Origin of the sequence: Jejubacter calystegiae (assembly GCF_005671395.1) — a bacterium.
In the GTDB taxonomy this organism is placed as follows: Bacteria; Pseudomonadota; Gammaproteobacteria; order Enterobacterales; family Enterobacteriaceae; genus Jejubacter; species Jejubacter calystegiae.
Genome location: NZ_CP040428.1, coordinates 3,239,926 through 3,262,444 on the forward strand (window position 1 = coordinate 3,239,926; position 22,519 = coordinate 3,262,444).

The following is a 22,519-nucleotide window of genomic DNA, read 5'->3' on the forward strand; positions in this document are numbered from 1 at the left end:
GATGGCTGGAGAGCACAGAACGCTTAATGTGCCGGTAATAGCCGGTTTGTTGCGCAATCCTGGTAGCCGCGCGAATATTTTACCAGTCAGCTTAGATTAATGAAGAAGGACAGCCGTGTTTAAATTCATTCACAAATTAGGGCAAAGACGAAATGCGATTCGTTCGTTGATCATGCTTATTGAACAGTACGGGTATGGGCAGAGTGCTAAAAATATGGCGACTCATATCATCGATAGTGAATGGGCGCTTTTGCCGGAGAATGCTTTCAGTCTGTCTAAACATCTGTTTCATCACTTTACCGTGATCGCGTTTTGTGTTGCGAATACCTCATATAGCGTCGCTAAAAAAGGAACTCATCCCTCAGATAAAGAGCTTCTGCATATGCTGATGGCTATCTTCGGCGAGGTGGTAGAGGTCGCCAGCGCTTCAGGCGCGCAACAGAGGTTCAACCTGACGGAGTCGGATATGATACTTCTTGATACTTTGCTTATAAGAATGAATCAGTTGCCCGATGAGGCGATTTTCGGTCATTAACTTAGCGTTCATCATATTAACTCTATTCCTTTTTCGCGAGGCGTCAGAAAGAGACACTCTGAACGAATCTCTGGGGGGGAATTTTCGTTATCCCGCGACGCCAGGCTTTTCGCGTGCTATACCCTCTGACACGCATACTGGCACGCTTAATGCTGCGTTTATCGTTTCTGTGTAAACGGAGACGATCATGACTTTCAATCCTGACTGGCAGCGGCTCTACCAGCAAATGTGTGACTGGCGCGCCGCCATTCATCGCTATCCGGAACTGTCTCATCAGGAGACGGCGACCACTGAATATATTGTCCAACAACTCTCGACTTTCCCTGCGTTGCAGATTACGCGTCCGGCGCCGACCGGCGTTGTGGTACGGCTGAAGGGTGCCCATCCGGGGAGGACGATCGCTTTTCGCGCCGATATTGACGCACTGCCGGTAACGGAGAAGACCGGTTTGCCTTTCCAGTCCATAAGACCCGGGCTGATGCACGCCTGCGGGCATGATATGCATACCGCCATGCTGATGGGCGCCGCGAGCATGCTGGCTGATTGCCAACAACGTCTGAAGGGCGAGATCCTTTTTATTTTTCAGCGCGGCGAAGAGATGTCGCCAGGCGGTGCGAAAGAGTTGGTCGAGTCCGGCGCTTTGCAGGGCGTCGGGATGTTTTTCGCGTTGCACGTTTTACCGGCTCTGGCCTGCGGTACCATTGCCCTGAAGCGCGGTATCGCTACTGCGAATCGCGATACCTTTAATATCCGATTACAGGGTAAAGGGGGGCATAGTTCTATGCCTCATCTGCTTGTTGATCCCTGCGTTGCTGCTGCTGAAACGCTGCTGGCATTGCAGACGATCGTGTCCCGGGAAGTGAATCCCCGTGATAGCGCCGTGCTCTCTGTATGTAGCCTGGTGTGCGGCGACGGCACTACCGCGGCGATTCCAGACGATGCCCGTCTCTGTGGCACCAATCGCACCTTTAGCGTATCGGTCCGTCGGCAGCTGAAGCAGGCGATAACACGCATAGTACAGGGCGTCGCACTGGCTCATCGCTGCGATGCTGAGGTGATTTTCGACGATTGGGACTACTCGGCCATAGTAAATGATGAAGGGTTATGTGATATCGCCGCTGATGTGATACGACATCTGGTGGGTGAGTCTGGTCTCAGGCTGGAGCCCGAACCCATGTGCGTCGGCGAGGATTTTTCAGAATATCAGGCGCTGGCGCCGGTCTGTTTCGCCTGGCTGGGCGTCGGGAGCGGGCAGGGGGAACAACCTGCGCTGCATAACGCTCATTTCAATCCCAGACAGGAAGCGATGCTGCTGGGGCTCAAATACTATGTGGAGCTGGCGCGACGGCTGGTAATGTCGTGACAGTAGGTTGGAAAGCAGGGGCCGCCGTTGGCGACCCCTGAGCCTGAATGGCTATCGACGAGCATCTGGATGGAAGGCGCTTGCGGGTCTGTCTGCAATGCTTTCATAAGTGGCCCATTTTTGCCAGGCCACGTGTTGCGCGATATCCATCAGCCGTTGCGCCTCCTCGGGATTCTGACGCATTAGCGCCAGGAATCGCGTCTCGTGTTTGCGATATTCGTACAGAGGAATAGTGGGGCGCAGGCAGTCGAGGGTGAATGGATTATGGCCTTTTTCACGCAGTACCGGATTGTAGCGAATCAGCGGCCAGTGCCCGGAATCTACAGCACGCTTCTGCTGCTGTAGACCCTGCTGCATATCAATACCGTGAGCGATGCAGTGGCTGTAGGCGATAATCAGCGAAGGTCCGGGGTAGGCTTCGGCTTCGCGCATGGCCTGTAGCGTCTGCTGGGGGTTCGCGCCGAAGGCCACCCTGGCCACATAGACGTTACCGTAAGAGATGGCCTGGAGCGCAATATCTTTTTTCGCCATGGTCTTACCGCCGACGGCAAATCTGGCGGTAGCGCCCAGAGGCGTGGATTTGGACATCTGCCCACCGGTGTTGGAATAGACTTCAGTATCCATCACCAGCACGTTCACGTCACGGCCGGAAGCCAGTACGTGATCCAACCCCGAAGAACCAATATCATAGGCCCAGCCGTCTCCGCCGACGATCCAAACGGAGCGACGAATTAAATGATCCAGCAAGCTGGACAGATTCAGCGCCTGTGTGGAAGAGTCGTTGGCCAAACGTTCGCGCACTTTTGCCAGGCGTTGGCGCTGGCGCTGAATATCCGATTCAGTCTGCTGAGGAGCGTCGATTATTTCATCGATCAGCGCCTGATCCAGACGCTGCGCGAACGCCTGTAGCGCCAGCGTTGCCTGATGTCTGTGGTGATCGGCCGTCAGGCGGAATCCCAGACCGAATTCGGCGTTATCCTCAAATAGCGAGTTAGACCAGGCGGGGCCCCTTCCGTCACGGTTTTGCGACCACGGCGTTGTGGGCAGATTACCGCCATATATTGACGAACATCCCGTCGCGTTGGCCACCATCATGCGGTCGCCGAATAGTTGGGTCAGCGTTTTCAGATACGGCGTTTCACCGCAGCCTGAACAGGCACCGGAGAATTCAAACAGCGGCTCCAGATACTGCACGCCGCGTACGGTAGAAAAGTCGATAGTTGAACGCTCTGGCCATGGAATGCGGCGGAACCTGGCCAGAGAATCTTTTTCGCGTGCCAGAATGGGCAGTTTATCCGTCAGGTTGATAGCCCGAATCTCATTCCCTGCGTCATCCTTCGCGCGTACCGGACAGGCTTCGACACAAAGATTACAGCCGGTACAATCCTGAGGATACACTTGCAGGGTATAGCGCGTATCGGGGAAGCCGCGGGCGCTGATTGGTGCGCTTTTGAAGCCCTGCGGCGCGCCATCGAGCCAATCCTGGTGATAAAATTTCGCGCGGATGGCGGCATGAGGGCAGACAAATGAACAGTTGCCGCACTGAATGCAGAGTTCTTCTCGCCATTCGGGGATTTCCAGTGCGATGTCGCGCTTTTCCCAGCGCGCCGTTGCGGTAGGCCAGGTGCCGTCGGCAGGTAACATTGACACCGGAATACGATCGCCGCGATCCTGCAGCATCTGGGCGGTGACTTCACGTACAAAACGCGGCGCTTCCGGCGCAATAGACCATCCCATCTCCGCCGCGCCGGTTATCTGCTGCGGCACCGTGACCCGATGTAAGTTCGCCAGCGTCGCGTCGACGGCGGCAAAGTTTTTATCGACCACGGCACGTCCTTTCTTGAGATAGGTTTTCTCAATGCTCTTTTTGATAAGTGTGATGGCGCGCTGTTTGGGCATAACGTCAGACAGCGCGAAAAAGCAGGTCTGCATAATGGTGTTAATGCGTGAGCCCATTCCCGTATCCCGGGCGACGTCGGCGGCATTGATCACATAGAAAGAGAGTTTTTTCTGCTGGATTTGGCGCTGTACGTCGGCCGGCAGGTGAGACCAGACCTCAGCCGCGGAATAGGGGCTGTTTAGCAGGAAAGTGGCCTGCGGCGCGGCCCAGGCCAACAGCTCCAGATTCTCCACGAAGTTGAACTGATGGCAGCCAATAAAGTTCGCCGAACCGATCAGATAAGGCGCGTCGATAGGATCGGGGCCAAACCGTAAGTGGGATGTCGTACGCGAACCTGACTTTTTCGAATCGTAAACAAAGTATCCCTGAGCGTGATATTCGGGAAGTTCGCCGATAATCTTGATGCTGTTTTTATTGGCGCCGACGGTGCCGTCGGCACCCAGGCCGAAGAACAGAGCGCGGACCTGGTTATTCGGCTCAATATGCCAGCTTTCGTCCCACTCCAGGCTGAGGTGCGTGACATCGTCGTGGATTCCGATGGTAAAGAAACGCCTTGCGTTTGGGCGCTGCTGGTTTTCCAGCACGGCTTTCACCATAGCTGGCGTAAACTCTTTCGATGACAGGCCGTAGCGGCCGCCGCTTAGTAACGGCAATTGGGCCATTTTCCCCTGCTGTAACGCTGCAACCAGCGCTCCCAGCGTATCAAGGTAGAGCGGCTCGCCATTGGCGCCGGGTTCTTTGGTACGATCCATTACCGTAACGAACTTCGCGGTGGCGGGAAGAGTGTTTACCAGAGCTTCCGCCGGGAAAGGACGGAACAGGTGTACGGTCACCACGCCGTATTTACCGCCCCGGGCATTCAGAACGTCGATCGTCTGACGCGCCGTTGAGGCGCCGGAGCCCATAATCACCATGACCTGTTCAGCGTCGGGCGCGCCATGATAATCAACCAGATGATAACGTCGGCCGGTCAGTTGAGCGAAACTCTCCATGGTTTGTTCGACGATTTGCGGCACGCGATCGTAGTAGGCGTTTACGCTTTCGCGTCCCTGAAAGTAGGTATCCGGGTTCTGTGCCGTACCGCGCATCACTGGGCGATCGGGATTGAGCGCTCTGGCCCGGTGTTCGCGCACCAGGCGATCGTCGATCATGGCGCGGATTTGCTCGTCGCTCAGGCGAGATATTTTATTGACCTCGTGAGAGGTGCGAAAACCGTCTAAAAAGTGAATAAAAGGAATGCGTGACGCCAGCGTTGCCGCATGGGCTATCATCGCCATATCCTGGGCCTGCTGGACAGACGCTGCACAAAGCATGGCGAAACCGGTGGTTCTGGCGGCCATAACGTCCTGATGATCGCCGAAGATGGATAATCCCTGTGCCGCCAGTGACCGGGCCGCAACGTGGAATACCGCGCTGGTGAGCTCGCCGGCGATTTTATACATATTGGGCAGCATTAACATCAGCCCCTGAGAGGCGGTAAAGGTGGTGCTGAGCGCGCCAGCCTGTAACGCGCCGTGCACCGTGCCCGCTGCGCCGCCTTCGTGCTGCATCTCCATAATGGTCGGTACGTCGCCCCAGATATTCGTTACCTGTCGGGTCGCCCACTCATCGGCCAGCTCCGCCATATTGGAAGAGGGCGTAATGGGGTAAATAGCGCAGATTTCGCTGACTTTATAGGCAATCCAGGCAGCGGCCTCGCTGCCATCCATCATCACCATCGTATTATGCTGTTCGCTCATTTGCGGGCCTCCTCTGCGACCATTTCTATAGCGTGACAAGGGCACTGCTGGAAGCAGGCGGCGCACCCGGAACAAAGGGTGTAATCGAAGCGGTATCGCAGTCCTTTGCCCAATTTAATGACGGCGCCTTCCGGGCAGGCGCCGTAACAACCGTCGCATTCAAAACAGTTGCCGCAGGAGTAGCAGCGAGTGGCCTCATAACGCGCCTGAGCATCGGTCAGTCCGCCGATGATTTCATCGAATCCTTCACGTTGTTCCGGGGTGATTTCCGGCTGATGGGCGGCATCGGCATCGGTGTTGTACCACAGATGCAGGCCGGGATATTCCATGACGGGAACCGGCTCCGGTTTGCTGTAGGGCTGGTTGCGTAGCCAGCCGTCGATATGACGAGCCGCTTTTTTGCCGTGGCCGGTAGCGATTGTGACCGTACGTTCGGAGGGCACCATGTCTCCACCGGCGAAAATGCCGGAAACGCTGGTCATCATATGTTCATCGACATCGACCACTCCGTCATTGTGCAGCACGATTCCAGGAATACGCTTCAGCACCGCGAGATCGACCTCCTGACCCAGCGCCAGAATCAGGCTGTCGGCATTAAGTGTTTCAAAACGCCCGGTGGGCTGAGGACGACCGTTGGCATCGACTTCCATCTCTTCGATGGTCATGGCGTCGCTGTCGATCTGGCGGATGGTACGCAACCAGTTAATCTTAATACCTTCTTCTATAGCTTCGTCAGCTTCAAACGCGTGGGCTGGCATGTGTTCCCGATCCCGGCGATAGATGATCATCACCTCTTCGGCGCCAAGGCGACGGGCGGTACGCGAGGCATCCATGGCAGTATTGCCGCCGCCGTATATGGCGACGCGGCGCCCCAGTTTCGGCGCTTCGCCACGTTCGACGGCATCCAGATAACTTACGGCGTCCAGAATTTTTCCCGCCTCTCTGGCGGGAATATCCACTTTTTTCGCCAGATGGGCGCCGATAGCCATAAATACGGCGTCAAATCCTCCACGCTGTTTTTCCGCCATCACATCTTCCACTTTGTGATTCAACTTCAACGTGACGCCGGTATCCAGAATCTGTTGGATTTCGCGATCCAGAATGTCTCTGGGCATACGGTAGGCTGGGATGCCAAAGCGCATCATGCCGCCAGCCATCGGGCCTGCTTCGTGAATTTCGACCTGATGACCCAGGCGCCGTAAATGCCAGGCGCAGGAAAGCCCGGACGGCCCGGCGCCAATTATCAGCACTTTTTTACCGCTGGGCGTCGCGCTCCACGTCGGTTTCCAGCCGTTTTTCAGCGCCTGGTCGCCAAGGTAACGCTCGACGGCGTGGATACTGACGGATTGATCCACCTGGGCACGGTTGCAGCTATTTTCGCACGGATGGTAGCAGACCCGGCCATGGACGGCGGGCATAGGGTTGTTTTCAATCAGGCTTTGCCAGGCTTCTTCATTGCGTCCTTCCTGCGCCAGTGCGAGCCAGGCCTGAATATTTTCGCCTGCTGGACAGGCGTGGTTACAAGGGGGAAGAGAATCCCGGTAGATTGGTTTATGACGACGAACCGGGCCGGTGCCGGAAAGACCGGACAGGTCTGGCGGTAGGGTCATGTCTTTTTTGCTCTTATTCATAACATTGCTTATTTCTTATAGGTGTTTTAACAATGATTAACCCCGACGTAGCTCTGGATATCGGCGGATTTATATTCCGGTATCCGGCGCCGTTTGCTGCGGTGGCGCCACGGCGGCTTACATTAGGGATAACCCCGAAGAAAAAGCGGTAAAAAGAGATCTCGCTATGATCTCTTTTCAGTAAATGGCGACCCGGGAATGCCCCGGAATTTGTCGTATTTCAGAACCAGCAGAAAACTGGACAGACTGACCAAAGAGCCGACAATAACGGCGTAAATGTCCTGGGGGGGCCCCGGCGATCTGCCAGAACAGACCGGCGCGAGGCGTGACATTATCGGCCAGTAGACCAAAAAGACAGGCGGCAAATGGTCCGGCTGCGTGGATCGTAAAAGCGAAAACCAGCAGTTCGATTATCTGTCGGCTAAAAAACGCGATGATAATCCCAACTGTGATGACGACCCGCTTGCAAGCGGTAATTTGTGCTACGGCCAACGTACCGGCCAGCATTATGGTACCAGGGTGTCGACCCGCCAGATGATAATCGCCGGTATTTTTGATTCTTGATTTTGCATACAGCGATACGCCTGGCATGGTGATGATATAGGTGACGATCGTGGTCACGATGATGGTATGGCTGCTCATCGGATTTTCCTTGTTGTCAGGAGTCATCTGATAAGAGCAAGCATTGAGCCAACTCAGGGTGCTGTGAGTCATTTTTGCCGGCGACATAAAGATTTTTATCAGTGGCGTTTCCGGGAATGCGCCTCGAGGCGCCAGGGAATAAATACGAAACCTATGAAATCCAGATAGAAAAAATCAAATAAATAACAATGGAATAGTCTGGTTTTTCTTTCAATAGTTCAACATGAACATGACGAATTTCTCGTTTCTGTATCCGTATGGAAAAGCTCCGCGAAACGGATAAAAGCTACGCGGGATGTCTCATAATGATACGTTTTACTGAAACGAGAATGAGTTTTTTGATAGGCCGTAGGGCGATTGTCCTTCGTGGCGTATATTGTGGATATCGTCAGAAAAGGCAGGGCTACTGAAGAATTGCATTCCAGTTTTAATGTCTCTGGTGAATAGCCGGTTAAGAACGCTGCGCTGGAACCACCGCAATATGGGGGCTGAAACGAGGAGGCTTATCTGTTTTTTTATATATTTCGGGGTGTTTGTTGCTAACGATTAAATAACGTTGCTAGTGTCTCTTTTTGATAAGATGATATGAAACGAGTCAGCTTGAAAAAAAAGAGTGGTTTAAGCGTTCAGGTATATCTCATGAATAAAGATTAATATGTCTTTTCAGTGGTAATGATGTTTCTGATTCTCTTTTATTTTATTATATAACAATGAGTTAATGTGTTTTCATTCTGGATGTTTCTTTGATTGACAGTGCTTTTTTTATTTAAAATATACCAAATGTGATTATCTTCACACTTTTATTCATTATCAGCAACGACAATCCATGTCACTATTCATCGTGTGGTTATTTTATCTGATATGAACACCAGTAAGGGGGATTAATGCCCGACCTTAAGAGAACAGCATTATATTTCCAGCATGAAAAAAAACAGGCGCTAATGGTCGATTTTCATGGCTGGCTAATGCCTTTACATTATGGTTCGCAAATTAACGAGCATCATGCAGTGCGGAACGATGCGGGAATGTTCGATGTTTCCCACATGACAATTATTGATTTGCATGGTGAAAAGACATTTCTATTTTTACGTTATTTATTAGCGAATGATGTCGCTAAGTTGACGACGCCGGGAAAGGCATTGTATTCAGCGATGTTAACGCCCGAGGGCGGAGTTATTGACGATCTGATAGTCTATTTCTTCACGCACAGATTTTGCCGTATGGTGGTGAATTCAGCGACCCGTGAGAAAGACCTTGCCTGGATAGAAAAGCACGCCGCGTATTATTCCGTTGCGATAGAAGTTCGTGACGACCTCTCTCTGATTGCGATCCAGGGGCCGAATGCCCAACATAAAGTTTCGCAATTGCTTACGCCCGCTCAGCGCGAGGATATTGCAGACATGAAGCCGTTTTTTGGTATTCAAACCGGTCGACTATTTATTGCGACTACCGGCTATACCGGCGAGAAAGGCTATGAAATCGCTCTGCCTTCAGAACTGGCTGAGGAGTTTTGGCAAAAACTGGAACAGGCCGGCGTTCGGTGCTGCGGGCTGGGAGCGCGCGACACTCTCCGCCTGGAGGCTGGCATGAATCTTTATGGCCAGGAGATGGATGAAACAACCTCGCCGCTGGTTGCAAATATGGAATGGACAATTAGCTGGGAACCTCAGGATCGTGGTTTTGTTGGAAGAAAAGCGCTGGAAAAACAGCGTGACGCCGTGAATGAACAACTTGTTGGTCTGATTATGCAGGGCAAAGGTGTTTTGCGGAATCATCTTCCGGTTATATGCGAAGATCGGCAAGGTAATACGTGCAGCGGTGTGATAACCAGCGGTTCGTTTTCCCCCACGCTGCATTGCAGTATCGCCCTTGCGCGGGTACCGACAAACGTGGTCGATCAGGCGAGCGTTATTTTGCGAGGTGAACCGCAGGTAGTTCGGATCGTAAAACCCGTCTTCGTTCGCAACGGCAAGCGTGTTGTTGATTAACATTTCTGGAACATGTCTAAATTTCCAGACGTTACAGCAGCAGAGAATATAACAAGGGAACATGCGTTATGAACAATATTCCGACAGAACTTAAATATACCGATACGCACGAGTGGTTAAAAGATGAAGGCAATGGTTTATATCGGGTAGGCATCACTGAACACGCGCAGTCATTATTGGGTGATATGGTTTTTATTGATTTGCCTGAAAGTCAAAAAAACTATGAGATGAATGAAAATTGTGCAACGGCAGAGTCGGTTAAAGCTGCTTCAGATATTTACGCGCCAATCAGCGGAGAAGTTATTGAGGTCAACGCCGGGCTTGTGGATATGCCTGAGCTCATTAACCATTCACCCTATGAAGATGGCTGGATATTCGTTATTAAGAGCAGTGATCCGTCACAACTGAATGATCTTTATAGTCCTCAGGAGTATCAAGCGCTTATCGCCGAGTAATTTATGACTTTGATAGCCAGATAAGGTGACAAGCAAGCTGATTACCAGTAAGGAATGTTTATTATGACAACATCATTAAGCCGATTAGAAAACCGTGATGAGTTTATTCATCGCCATATCGGTCCATCAGAAAAACAAATATCCGAAATGTTGGCGACTTTGGGCTTAACAACATTAGAACAGCTCATTGATAAAATAGTACCTGCGGATTTATTGCTGGAAAACGACATTCAGGTTGGTGACGGTGTTCAACAACATCTTGCTCTGGATGAACTAAAGAGAATCGCAGCAGGTAATCAGTATTACAAATCATTTATCGGTATGGGCTATTACGATACGCTGATGCCTGATGTCATACGAAGAAATGTGCTGGAAAATCCCGGGTGGTATACCGCATATACGCCTTATCAGCCAGAAGCGTCTCAGGGAAGACTTGAAGCGTTATTGAATTTTCAGCAGATGACAATGGATCTTAGTGGATTACCTGTTGCTTCCGCCTCTTTGCTGGATGAAGCCACCGCCGCTGCGGAAGCCATGGCTATGGCCTGGCGCATATCGTCTAATAAAGATGCACATCGCTTTTTTGTGTGCCGTGATATCCATCCACAGGTTCTGGATGTCATTAAAACACGAGCTGAAACGCTGGGGTTCGATATCGTTGTCGGAGACATCGCTTCCGATTTGGAGGCGATCGACATGGCATTCTTTGGCGCATTATTGCCTGTCACTGGCAGTAGTGGTGAGGTTTACGCGCTCGGCGCTGTAATTGACGTCTTAAAAACGCACAACGTTGTTACCTGCGTTTGCGCCGATCCATTAGCGCTGGTGCTACTAAAATCGCCCGGGGAAATGGGGGCCGATATTGTTTTCGGCTCCGCTCAACGGTTTGGGGTTCCGATGGGCTATGGAGGGCCTCATGCCGCTTTCTTCGCCTGTAAGGAAGAGCATAAGCGTGCGATGCCGGGCCGTATAATTGGCTTGTCCAGGGATGCCGCCGGGCGTCCGGCATTACGTATGGCTATGCAAACGCGAGAACAGCATATTCGCCGTGAAAAAGCCAACTCCAATATATGTACTTCCCAGGTGTTGCTGGCCGTCATCGCCGGTATGTATGCCGTTTACCATGGCCCGAAGGGGCTTATGCGTATCGCTTCGCGCATCCATCGGTTAACGGACATTCTGGCTATAGGGCTCAGGCAGGCAGGTTTCTCGATTCTTAACCGCCAGTGGTTCGATACCCTTACCATAAAAGTTGACAATAAAAAGGAAGTACTGCGACGCGCTCGGGATTGTCGGATTAATATACGCAGCGATCTTCCCGATTGCGTGGGGATCTCCCTGGATGAAACGACGACGCGTGAAGATATTTTAACGCTCTGGGCGGTTCTGACGGGCCAAAAGCATGGGGTTGACCTGGAGACGCTTGACGGGCAAGTGATGCAGGTGTCTCCTGGTTTGGACGAGGCGCTACGGCGGATTGAACCCATTCTTGCCCACCCCGTTTTTCACCGCTATTACAGTGAAACAGAAATGATGCGCTATCTGCGGAGGCTGGAACAGAAGGATCTGGCGCTGAATCAGGCGATGATTCCACTGGGATCTTGTACCATGAAGCTTAACGCGGCGGCCGAAATGATACCGATTACCTGGCCTGAATTCAGCCGCCTTCATCCTTTCTGTCCGATAGAGCAGGCCCAGGGTTATCAGCAGTTGATTGAGCAACTCTCCCGGTGGCTGTTAACCATCAGCGGTTATGACGCGATTTGTATGCAACCTAATTCGGGGGCTCAGGGAGAATATGCCGGTTTATTGACTATCAGACGCTATCAGCACAGCCTTGGGCAGCAGCAGCGCCATATCTGCCTGATCCCCGCATCCGCGCATGGTACTAATCCGGCATCGGCCCATATGGCGGGAATGACCGTGGTTGTCGTCGACTGCGATGAGCATGGGAATATTGATATTGCCGACCTGGAAGCTAAAGCGGCGCAGGCAGCAGAGTCTCTCTCCTGCATCATGGTGACTTACCCTTCAACGCATGGCGTTTATGAAGATGGTATTCGTCGAGTTTGCCAGATAGTTCACCACTATGGTGGTCAGGTCTATTTGGACGGTGCTAATCTAAATGCGCAGGTTGGTATCAGTTCTCCGGGCTATATTGGCGCTGATGTCTCCCATTTTAATTTGCATAAAACTTTCAGTATTCCCCATGGCGGAGGCGGGCCTGGTATGGGGCCCATCGGTGTAAAAACTCATCTGGCTGATTTTGTACCCGGACATTGTGTCGTTCATGCGCAGGGAAGGATCACGCATCAGGGGGCAGTTAGCGCCGCGCCTTTCGGCAGCGCTTCCATTTTGCCTATCAGTTGGATGTATATTCGCATGATGGGTGGGGCAGGATTAAAAAAAGCTACGCAGGTTGCCATTCTGAATGCAAATTATATTGCCAGAAAGCTAAATGATATTTTCCCAGTGCTATATCATGGTGTTGAGGGTTATGTTGCGCATGAATGTATTCTGGATATACGACCGTTAAAAGCGCGCTTTGGGGTTAGTGAAATGGATATCGCTAAACGTTTAATTGATTATGGGTTCCATGCGCCGACAATGTCATTCCCTGTTTCAGGTACGCTTATGGTTGAGCCAACGGAGTCAGAAAGTAAGGAAGAACTCGATCGCTTTATTTCAGCGATGCGCGCGATTTATGCGGAAGCCCAACGAATTGCTGCCGGCGACTGGCCGGAAACCGATAATCCTTTGCTAAATGCGCCACATGTTCAGGAAGAATTGATAGAGGAATGGAAACATCCCTATAGCAGGGAGGAGGCCGTATTCCCGGATAAAGATAAAGCCAGGGTCAAATATTGGCCAGCAGTTAAGCGCCTGGACGATGTCTATGGCGATCGCCATCTTTTTTGCGGCTGTCTGCCGGTTGAAATAAGTCTGTAGACAAACGACAGGATGCCTGACGGTTTGCATCCTGTCGTTGGGTTAACGCTGTATGCCATCGATATTGAATAGTTAGTGCGCATTAAAGCCGCGGTTGACAAGGTGAGGGTATATAACAGCGACGCTATTTTCAGAAATTCAACAAGAGGCAGGCAAAATGAATACCTTGATTTATTTCGTTGGGCAGGTTAATGACTTATTATGGAATACATTATTGATATTCCTGCTTTGCGGTGTTGGGATATATTACACAATAGCATTGGGTTTTGTTCAACTCCGTTATTTTAAAAGCGGTTGTCGATGCCTGTTTGGCAACATCTCATTATTTGGAAAACGTGCTGATAAAAAAGGTATGAGTTCTTTTCAGGCAGTAACGACGGCAATTGCCGGGCAGGTTGGTACCGGTAACCTGGCCGGACCCGCGACAGCTATTCTTGCTGGTGGGCCTGGTGCTATTTTTTGGATGTGGGTCTCCTCATTTCTTGGTATGGCGACTATTTATGCTGAGGCAATACTGGGGCAAAAGTTCCGTACTACAGATAAAGAAGGGCAAGTCGTTGGTGGTCCAGCCTGGTATATTGAAAATGGATTGCATTGCAAATGGTTAGCCGTTATTTTTGCCGTACTTGTCATTTTGGCACTTGGCTTTATTGGTAATATGGTTCAATCTAACTCGATTGCTTCGGCATTTCATGGTTCGCTGCATATACCATTATGGGTTTGCGGGTTAATATTGGCAGCATTAACGGGGTTCGTCATTATTGGCGGCATAGGGAGTATTGCTTCCTTTGCAGAGAAAATCGTCCCAATCAAGGCTGTTTTTTATCTGCTGGGGACGTTATTTATATTAATTTATAATTACCAGTATATTATTCCGGCCTTTAAGGCGATTTTTATCGCGGCATTTAACCCTCAGGCTGTCCTTGGCGGCGGCGTTGGTATCGCGATTCAGGAAGCGATGCGCTTTGGTATCGCCCGTGGGCTTTTCTCTAATGAAGCAGGTATGGGGTCAACGCCACATGCCCATGCCCTGGCCAAAGTGGAGCGTCAGGAAGAGCAAGGGTTTATCGCCATGATGGGGGTTTTTGTTGTCGCCGTTATCGTTACTCTCACCGCGCTGGCGATTATTACCTCAGGACTGAGTATGTGGGATCATAGCGGTCGAAAAGTCGCATCGTTTATGTCGGTATATTCAGGGATGCAAGGTATAGAGCTTACCCAGATGGCTTACAATTATGTATATGGGTGGTTTGGTAGTTTATTTATATCCTTTGCGTTACTTTTTTTCGCTTTTTCAACCATCATTGGCTGGTACTATTATGGAGAGATTAACATTCGTTATCTTTTTGGGAGTAAAAAAGCCGTAAGAATTTATCAGGCCATTGTTATTGTTTTTATATTTTGCGCTTCGTTATTTAAAGTTGACCTTGTCTGGAGTATGGCGGATATGTTTAATGGCTTGATGGTGCTGCCGAATTTAATTGCCCTGATAATATTATCGCCCATAGTTATTCGCTTGACCAGGGCGCTGAAATCAGTATCGGAAAATAAAAATGAAATATCATCATGAATAAGAATGCTTAATCTATCGCGACGCCGATAAAAACTCACAGAGGAATAGTATAAATGAAATCGGACATCCAGATTGCTCATGAAGCCAGCCTTATGCCAATTCAAACTATTGCTGAAAAACTACATATCGATAAAGATGATATCGAACTTTTTGGTAAGTATAAGGCAAAGTTCAGTAATAGTCTGTGGCCAAAAATAGCTGAAAATAAAAATGGCAAATTGATTTTGGTGACTGCTATCAATCCAACACCTGCAGGAGAAGGCAAAACGACGGTAACGGCGGGTTTAGGGCAGGCCCTCAATGTCATTGGGAAAAATGCCATTGTGGCTCTGCGCGAACCTTCTCTTGGGCCCTGTTTCGGTATGAAAGGCGGGGCAGCTGGAGGCGGTTATGCACAGGTAGTGCCGATGGAAGATCTCAACCTTCATTTTACGGGTGACTTTCATGCGATTACATCGGCAAATAATTTGCTGGCTGCCATGCTCGATAACCATATCTTTCAGGGAAACGTATTAAATATCGATCCCAGGAGAATCGCATTTAAGCGCTGTATGGATATGAACGATCGCACGTTGCGTCATATGGTGGTCGGGTTAGGGGGACTAAAAGATGGTGTGCCCCGGGAGGAGGGATTTGTCATTACCGTTGCCTCTGAAGTCATGGCTATTCTTTGTCTGGCCCGGGATATTAACGATCTCAAGCAGCGGCTATCCCGTATCATCGTTGCCAGAACCCGTGACGGGAGGCCCGTTACTGCTGGCGATCTGAATGCTGTTGGCGCTATGGCAAGCTTGCTAAAAGATGCCATTAAACCCAACTTGATTCAGACCCTGGAAAATACGCCAGCTATTATTCACGGCGGACCTTTTGCGAATATAGCTCATGGATGCAATAGCGTAAGAGCGACGTTGCACGCCCTGAAACTGGCCGATATTGTCGTTACTGAAGCAGGATTCGGTGCCGATCTGGGCGCCGAGAAATTTTTTGATATTAAATGCCGTATGAGCGGTTTGCGTCCTGATTGCGCCGTGCTGGTGGCGACGACAAAGGCATTAAAATATAACGGTGGAGTAGGGAAAAATGAGTGGCAGAGCGAAAATATTGAAGCCCTGAAAAAGGGAGTTGTTAATCTTGGTAAGCATATTGAGAATCTAAAAAAATATGGCCTACCCATTGTTGTGGCGCTCAATGCTTATACCTCAGATTCACCCAAAGAACATGAATTCATTCGTCAGTATTGTCTGGACATGGGGTGTCGTTTCGCTCTGACTAACGTCTGGGAACAAGGCGGGAAAGGGGGAGTGGAACTGGCGAATCAGGTGGTTGATGCGTTAGATGATGACTCTGCGCAGTTCCGGTTGCTCTATCCGGATCAGATGCCCTTGAAGGAGAAGATTGAAACCATCGCGAAAGAAATTTATGGCGCCGAAGGCGTGACGTACAGCGAAGGTGCTCGCAGCATGTTGGAAAATATAGAAGATATGGGCTTTGGTCATTTTCCAGTATGCATGGCTAAAACCCAGTATTCGCTCTCTGATGTGCCGACGTTACTTGGTCGGCCGACCGGGTTTACGATCAACGTGCGTGAAATCTATGTTTCAGCGGGTGCCGGGTTTGTCGTCGCGCTGACAGGCTCCATTTTGACGATGCCTGGCCTGCCTAAAATACCGGCGGCGAATGTGATAGATGTCAATGAGAACGGCGAGATTAGTGGCCTTTTTTAAAGGGAGTGAGGCATCATGGAACTCATTAATGGAAAAGCTATTGCCGCTGAGATTAAAGAGGAATTAAGGGCGCAACTGATTAGCAACTCATATAAGGTAACGCTTGCCGTTATTCTTATAGGAAATGACCCTGCCTCAGCGATTTATGTAAAGAATAAGCATCAGAGCTGCGAGGAGACGGGAATACGCTCTTTAGTGCTCTCCTTCCCCGAATCATTAACCCAGGCGGCACTGCTGGAACAAATCGATATGCTTAATCAGCGTGATGATGTCGATGGCATTCTGGTGCAGCTGCCGCTGCCGGAGGCCATCGATCAACAGGCGGTGATTCAGGCAATCAGGCCCGATAAAGATGTGGATGGTTTTCATCCGCAAAATATTGGCGCTTTGAGCACAGGGCATCCCGGATTTGCTCCCTGTACGCCTGCGGGTATTATCGAATTACTGAAGCGTAGCCATATCGGAATTGCTGGGAAAGAGTGTGTGGTGGTGGGGCGCAGCAACATTGTCGGTAAACCAGTCGCACAACTGCTGCTGCGTGAAAATGCCACCGTTACCATTTGTCATTCACAAACCCGGCATCTTGCGAAAATCTGTCAGCGTGCCGATATTTTAATTGTCGCCATAGGGAAGCCCCGCGCTATCAATCGGGATTATGTTAAACCCGGCGCTGTGGTCATTGATGTTGGAATTCATCGCGATAACACGGGAAAATTGTGCGGCGATGTTGATTTTAATGATGTTAAAGAAATAGTGAGCGCGATTACGCCGGTTCCAGGTGGTGTGGGACCGATGACTATCTCCATGTTAATGAAAAATTGCCTGATGGCGGCTATCCTGCATCAGCTGAACCGCGTGTCATGATAAGGAACGGGCGCTGAAAGAGGGAGCATGGGCATTTAGTGTTATCGACATGGCCGCTGATGGGGCCGCTAATCTGTCGCCAGAAAAGCGCTTCGCATGGTCAATCTCTGCTGCGTTAAATTTATGTACACTCCATGTGTGTGCGGGTTAATATATTTTTATATACCAGTTACTATTCTTTTTTTACGACCGGACTCATCAAATATGTGATGAGTCTCTCATTTTGATATCATGGAATAGACATAAAAACGGGCGTCGTGCTAGATATTAATCACGCGATGGGAGAGGTTTTACATTCAACGAATTTAGAACCTACTCATTCAGGTAAAAAATGCGGATAATGATTTGGTAATCTGAATCATTATCATCGGGGTCAGTGAAGAGAAAGCCCTCAGAGACGTGAGTCTCTGAGGGCTTTTTTTGTTTTTCTTGCTAAGGAGTAAACCATGTCTAAACAACGTCGCCTTTCTCGCATTTTTGCAAAAGATGGTAAATCCATTACCCTGGCTTTGGATGGATACTACTTTTCTACCAAAACTGATGGTATTGATAATACGCTTCGCCAGCTTCCTTCTCTGGTCGAACAGGGGCTGGATTGCGCCCTGGTAACCTATGGGATGCTTAAAAATTTTAAGGATGAACTTAATGCTGTTCCCATTGTGTTGCGCGTTGATGGAACCGTGAATATTTTTGATAACACCGTCCCCGATACCGCTCAGGTTTTTTCCGTTGAAGATGCGCTAAAGGTGGGGGCAGAAGGAGTGGTATGTATGACCTTCCCCGGCGCCTTCAACGAAGAGAAAACCCACAATCTGGCCATGCGCCTGGCGCAGGCGGCCGATGCCTGGAATCTGCCTCTGATCGTTGAATCACTGCCTTACGGCTACCCGGTAACGTCCGATGACTCAAACAATCCAGTTGTGATTGCCGCCGCGGCGCGCGCGGCGGTGGAGCTGGGTGCGGACATTATCAAAACCCGGTTCAGCGGCAGTGCGGAGGACAGAATGATTGTAGAAGCCTCCGGCGTGCCGGTGCTGGCGCTGGGCGGCCCCAAAACCGGGATCGACGGTTACTTTACGTTCGTTCATCACTGTATGCAGATGGGGGCGAAGGGCGTTGCGGTTGGGCGCAACATCACTCAGGACCCTCATCCGGCGAAGGTGGTCGCCGGTCTGAATGCGATTATTCATCAAGGCGCCACGCCGCAGGATGCATACAGCCTTTATATGGCTAAATAACTTCGGAAATTATTATGCAGTTAAATAACACCATTATACCTTCAGTAAGAAAATATAAATATTTCGAAAAAGCGCTTGCCAGTCAGTCAGATTATATTCTGCTATCTGAAGCCAATATCGGTAATTTACAGTCACTGATTGGTCGCTGCCATCAAAGTGGCAAAAAGGCGCTGGTTCATCTTGAACTGTTGGGCGGGTTTAAACCCGATCAGCCTGGCGTCAGCCTTCTGAAATCTTACTACAGGGTGGATGGTGTTATTTCTTCTAATCTTTCCGCACTCAGGTATGCGCAGAAAGAAGGGCTATTAACGATTTTCAGGGTGTTATTAATTGACTCCCGCTCGCTCGATCAGTCGCTGGACGTAATTAAACACAATCCGCCCAATGCCATTGAAATATTGCCTGCGGAATATGCCTGTCAGTGTCTGGAATTGATCAGCCGAAACCTCAAAGGCTTTGATGTGCAGTTTATTGCAGGTGGCTTTGTGAAACGCAGCTACCTGGTAGAAAAAATATTCCATGCCGGATTCAGCGGAATAACGACCAGTGAATCTGGCCTGTGGAAAGAAAAAGGAGTCCACGGTTATGAAAGATGAATTCGTAATGGGCATCGATAATGGCGGCACCGTCACCAAAGCGGCCATTTACGATAGCAGTGGGCGCGCGGTTGCGATGGCCTCCAAATCGACCGTCATGCTGACACCCGGGGAGTTTCACACCGAGCGCGACATTCACGAACTCTGGGCCGCGAATGTCGGAGTCATTAAACAGGCCATTGAAAGCGCGGGAATCGATGCGGCGCAGATCAAAGGCGTGGCAGTGACCGGTCACGGCAATGGCCTTTATCTGGTTGACGGAGATGGGAACCCCGTCAGAAACGGCATTATTTCTACCGATAGCCGGGCTAAGGCCTGGGTGGCACGCTGGCAGAGCGATCCCGGTTTTGTCAGTGAGATATTACCCAAAACCATGCAGTCGATCTGGGCCGGCCAGCCGGTGGCTCTGCTGGCGTGGCTGAAGGATAACGAACCGCAAGCGCTGCAAAATACCCGCCATATTTTTATGGTGAAAGACCTGATTCGCTTTTATCTGACCGGTGAAGCTTTTCTGGAGCTGACCGATATTTCCGGCACTAACCTGATTAACGTACGCGACTGCTGTTACGATGATGCGCTTCTGGAATGGTGGGGGCTGGCCGATATCAGAAGCAAGCTGCCGCCGTTCCGAATGTCGACAGAATGCTGCGGTTATATAACGCAAGAGGTGGCGGCGCTCACGGGGCTGTGTGCGGGAACGCCGGTGTCCGGCGGCGTGTTTGATATTTCAGCTTCATCCGTCGCGTCGGGCATCAATGATCTGAATAAGATGGCGATCATCACCGGCACCTGGAGCATTAACGAGTACGTGACCGACCAGCCGGTGATCGACGAAGCGTTGTTTATGACGTCAGTTTATCCCATTGCCGGAAAATGGCTGATTACCGAAGCCAGCCCTACGTCAGCCAGCAATCTCGAATGGTTTATCAATAACTTCATGGAGAGCGATAAAAAGGATGCTGCCGCCCACGGGCGTTCAGTCTACGAGCTCTGCAATTCGCTGGTGGCCTCAACCACGCCGGAAGAAAGCCATCTGCTGTTTTTCCCGTTCGTCTTTGGCTCCAATGCGATTCCGGATGCGTCGGCGGGCTTTATCGGCGTCAATAGCTTCCATAAGAAAGCCCATTTTCTGCGGGCGATTTATGAAGGCGTGGCGTTTAGTCATCTGTACCACACGGAGCGTCTGCGCAACCTCAATCCTTCCCTGAGTCGGACTATCCGGATTGCCGGTGGTGTGACCAATTCGCCCGTCTGGCTGCAGCTGTTCGCCGATATCTTTCAGTCCACACTGGAAATTGTGGATGTGAAGGAACACGGCACGCTGGGAACCGCCATGACTGCCGCCGTAATGGTGGGCTGGTATGACGACGTGTTCGCCGCGTCGAATGCGATGGTGCACGTTTCCCGAACCGTTACGCCGAACCCGGAAAACCGTCAGGTCTACCAGGACAAATATCAGCTTTATAAGCATCTGTTATCCGAAATGCAGTCTCCGTGGAGATCCTGCAGTAACTATGTCACGCACTAAGTGAGGAAACCTATGGATCTGAATCTGAAAAACCGTACGGCCATAATTACCGGCGGCGCGACCGGGCTGGGGAAAGCGTTTGTCCATGCTCTGGCTCGGGAAGGGGTCAATATCTGCTTTACCTGGATGAGTGAGGAGGAAAATCCGCAGCAGCTGGTGGAAAGTATCCGAGCCCGCTCCCCGGTTTCCATTATCGCGGTGAAAACCGATCTGGCCGATGAGCAAAGCCGTGAAAACCTGATGGCGAGCTGTATCGACAATCTGGGAAGCGCCGACATCCTGGTCAACAACGCCGGTATCTGGCTATCGGGCTACGTCAGTGAAATCAGCCAGCAGGATTGGGATCGGGTGATGAACGTCAATCTGAAGGCGGTATTTCATCTTAGCCAGCTGTTTGTGAATCGCTGTATTACGAGCGGTCGGAAGGGCAGCATCCTGAATATTACCTCGCAGGCCGCTTTCCACGGTTCAACCACCGGTCATGCCCACTATGCGGCGAGCAAAGCCGGGCTGGTGGCTTTTTCCATCTCGCTGGCGCGGGAAGTGGCCCGGCAAAACATTAATGTTAACAATATTGCGGTCGGCATTATGGATACCGCGATGATACGCAAAAACCTGGAGCGCGATCCTGATTATTACGTTAGCCGCATCCCCGTAGGGCGGGTATCTCAACCCGAAGAGATCGCCGATATCGGCGTATTTATGATATCGCCAAAGGCCAGCTATATGACCGGCGCGACCCTGGATGTGACCGGCGGAATGTTGATGCGCTAATACGTGGAGAATAAAAAATGAAATGTCTTGCGATAGCCGATCTGTTTATTAATCATACGATGATGGAGGACGGACTTCGTCTGCTCCGCGCCAGTGGCATCGAGGTGGTGGTGCGCGAATGGCATCATCCGTCTGTTGAAAAGCTACAGGAGGATAACCTGCGGATAGAGCAGGAGGGCGCCGAAGCCGTGGCGCTGCCCGACGAACTGCTCCAGGGGGCAGAAGACGCCGGGATCCTGATTACCCAGTTCGCGCCCGTGAATGCTGCGGTACTACAGGCGCTGCCGCAGCTTAAATATATTGGGGTGCTACGAGGCGGCACGGAAAATGTCAATGACGAAATCGCCCGGGCCAGGGGCATTGAAATCCTCAATACGCCGGGGCGTAATGCCCGTAGCGTGGCGGAGTTCACCGTAGGTATGATTCTGGCGGAGATGCGCAATATCGCCCGTTCCCATGATGCGCTACGCGATCGTTTCTGGCGCATTGATAATCCAAACCAGAGCGCGATTCCGGAACTGGGCAGCAAGGTGGTTGGTCTGGTCGGATTCGGGCATATCGCTCAGTTAGTGGCCCGTTTTCTGGAAGGGTTTGGCTGCGAAATTATCTTCTATGACAGATATGTTTCAGACCATGAGCGTTACAGGCGGGTGGATGAACTGGACGATCTGGTGCGTCAGGCGGATGTGGTCTCCTTGCATGCGCGCTTAACGGAAGAGACGCATCATCTGATCAACGCTCACCATTTTCGGCTCATGAAAAACAGCGCCATTATTGTTAATACGGCGCGTTCAGGGTTGATTAATGAAGGCGATATGATTGCCGCGCTGCAGGCTGGTGATATCATGGGGGCGGCGCTTGATACCTTCGATGATGAACCCTTTCCTGACGATAGTGCCTTTTATTCGCTGAATAACGTTACGATAACGCCGCATATTGCCGGAAGCACCATCGACGCATTCAGTCATTCGCCGAAATTATTCTCTGAGATATTACTCAATAAGCTCAGTTAATAACTGA

Annotated in this window: 16 protein-coding genes; 13 read left to right on the top strand and 3 right to left on the bottom strand. The window is 50.8% G+C overall.

Annotation, left to right across the window (positions count from 1 at the left end):
- Positions 1 to 115 precede the first annotated feature (115 nt).
- A complete protein-coding gene (locus FEM41_RS14970; RefSeq protein ID WP_138096851.1) occupies positions 116 to 535 on the top strand; it encodes a hypothetical protein in 420 nt (139 codons plus the stop codon).
- A 187-nt stretch (positions 536 to 722) separates the two neighbouring features.
- On the top strand, positions 723 to 1,898 hold the full coding sequence (locus FEM41_RS14975; RefSeq protein ID WP_138096853.1) for a M20 metallopeptidase family protein: 1,176 nt from the start codon (positions 723 to 725) through the stop codon (positions 1,896 to 1,898).
- A gap of 51 nt (positions 1,899 to 1,949) precedes the next feature.
- Here FEM41_RS14975 and nifJ read toward each other — a convergent pair whose 3' ends face one another.
- The 3 genes from nifJ to FEM41_RS14990 all read right to left on the bottom strand — a co-directional run bounded on the left by nifJ (position 1,950) and on the right by FEM41_RS14990 (position 7,810).
- A complete protein-coding gene (nifJ, locus tag FEM41_RS14980; RefSeq protein ID WP_421805456.1) occupies positions 1,950 to 5,516 on the bottom strand; it encodes a pyruvate:ferredoxin (flavodoxin) oxidoreductase in 3,567 nt (1,188 codons plus the stop codon).
- A gap of 17 nt (positions 5,517 to 5,533) precedes the next feature.
- Positions 5,534 to 7,168, bottom strand: coding sequence for an NAD(P)-binding protein (locus FEM41_RS14985; protein ID WP_138096857.1), 1,635 nt, complete (start codon positions 7,166 to 7,168; stop codon positions 5,534 to 5,536).
- Between the two features lie 177 nt (positions 7,169 to 7,345).
- The gene (locus FEM41_RS14990; protein WP_138096859.1) at positions 7,346 to 7,810 is read right to left on the bottom strand and encodes a hypothetical protein; all 465 of its coding nucleotides are present in this window, start codon (positions 7,808 to 7,810) and stop codon (positions 7,346 to 7,348) included.
- A gap of 884 nt (positions 7,811 to 8,694) precedes the next feature.
- Here FEM41_RS14990 and gcvT point away from each other — a divergent pair.
- The 11 genes from gcvT (at position 8,695) to FEM41_RS15045 (ending at position 22,512) form a co-directional block, all read left to right on the top strand.
- Positions 8,695 to 9,798, top strand: a complete 1,104-nt coding sequence (gene gcvT, locus FEM41_RS14995; protein ID WP_138096861.1) for a glycine cleavage system aminomethyltransferase GcvT — start codon at positions 8,695 to 8,697, stop codon at positions 9,796 to 9,798.
- Between the two features lie 68 nt (positions 9,799 to 9,866).
- A complete protein-coding gene (gene gcvH, locus FEM41_RS15000; protein ID WP_138096863.1) occupies positions 9,867 to 10,253 on the top strand; it encodes a glycine cleavage system protein GcvH in 387 nt (128 codons plus the stop codon).
- Positions 10,254 to 10,316: 63 nt separating this feature from the next.
- Positions 10,317 to 13,202, top strand: a complete 2,886-nt coding sequence (gene gcvP, locus FEM41_RS15005) for an aminomethyl-transferring glycine dehydrogenase (RefSeq protein ID WP_138096865.1) — start codon at positions 10,317 to 10,319, stop codon at positions 13,200 to 13,202.
- 157 nt (positions 13,203 to 13,359) lie between these two features.
- Positions 13,360 to 14,772 (top strand): alanine/glycine:cation symporter family protein, encoded by a 1,413-nt coding sequence (locus FEM41_RS15010; protein ID WP_138096867.1) that lies wholly within the window; start codon positions 13,360 to 13,362, stop codon positions 14,770 to 14,772.
- A 56-nt stretch (positions 14,773 to 14,828) separates the two neighbouring features.
- Entirely contained in the window at positions 14,829 to 16,499 is a 1,671-nt protein-coding gene (locus tag FEM41_RS15015) for a formate--tetrahydrofolate ligase (protein ID WP_138096869.1), read from the top strand.
- Between the two features lie 15 nt (positions 16,500 to 16,514).
- Positions 16,515 to 17,363 carry a bifunctional methylenetetrahydrofolate dehydrogenase/methenyltetrahydrofolate cyclohydrolase FolD gene (gene folD, locus FEM41_RS15020; RefSeq protein ID WP_241666503.1) on the top strand — a complete coding sequence of 283 codons (849 nt, stop codon included), beginning with the start codon at positions 16,515 to 16,517 and terminating at the stop codon, positions 17,361 to 17,363.
- Between the two features lie 446 nt (positions 17,364 to 17,809).
- On the top strand, positions 17,810 to 18,601 hold the full coding sequence (locus FEM41_RS15025; protein ID WP_138096873.1) for a class I fructose-bisphosphate aldolase: 792 nt from the start codon (positions 17,810 to 17,812) through the stop codon (positions 18,599 to 18,601).
- 14 nt (positions 18,602 to 18,615) lie between these two features.
- Positions 18,616 to 19,197, top strand: coding sequence for a glycerol-3-phosphate responsive antiterminator (locus FEM41_RS15030; RefSeq protein ID WP_138096875.1), 582 nt, complete (start codon positions 18,616 to 18,618; stop codon positions 19,195 to 19,197).
- Positions 19,187 to 20,725, top strand: coding sequence for an FGGY-family carbohydrate kinase (locus tag FEM41_RS15035; protein ID WP_138096877.1), 1,539 nt, complete (start codon positions 19,187 to 19,189; stop codon positions 20,723 to 20,725). The genes FEM41_RS15030 and FEM41_RS15035 overlap by 11 nt, the downstream gene beginning before the upstream one ends.
- A 12-nt stretch (positions 20,726 to 20,737) precedes the next feature.
- Positions 20,738 to 21,499, top strand: coding sequence for an SDR family NAD(P)-dependent oxidoreductase (locus FEM41_RS15040; protein WP_138096879.1), 762 nt, complete (start codon positions 20,738 to 20,740; stop codon positions 21,497 to 21,499).
- A gap of 17 nt (positions 21,500 to 21,516) precedes the next feature.
- Positions 21,517 to 22,512 carry a 2-hydroxyacid dehydrogenase gene (locus FEM41_RS15045; RefSeq protein WP_138096881.1) on the top strand — a complete coding sequence of 332 codons (996 nt, stop codon included), beginning with the start codon at positions 21,517 to 21,519 and terminating at the stop codon, positions 22,510 to 22,512.
- Positions 22,513 to 22,519: the final 7 nt, after the last annotated feature.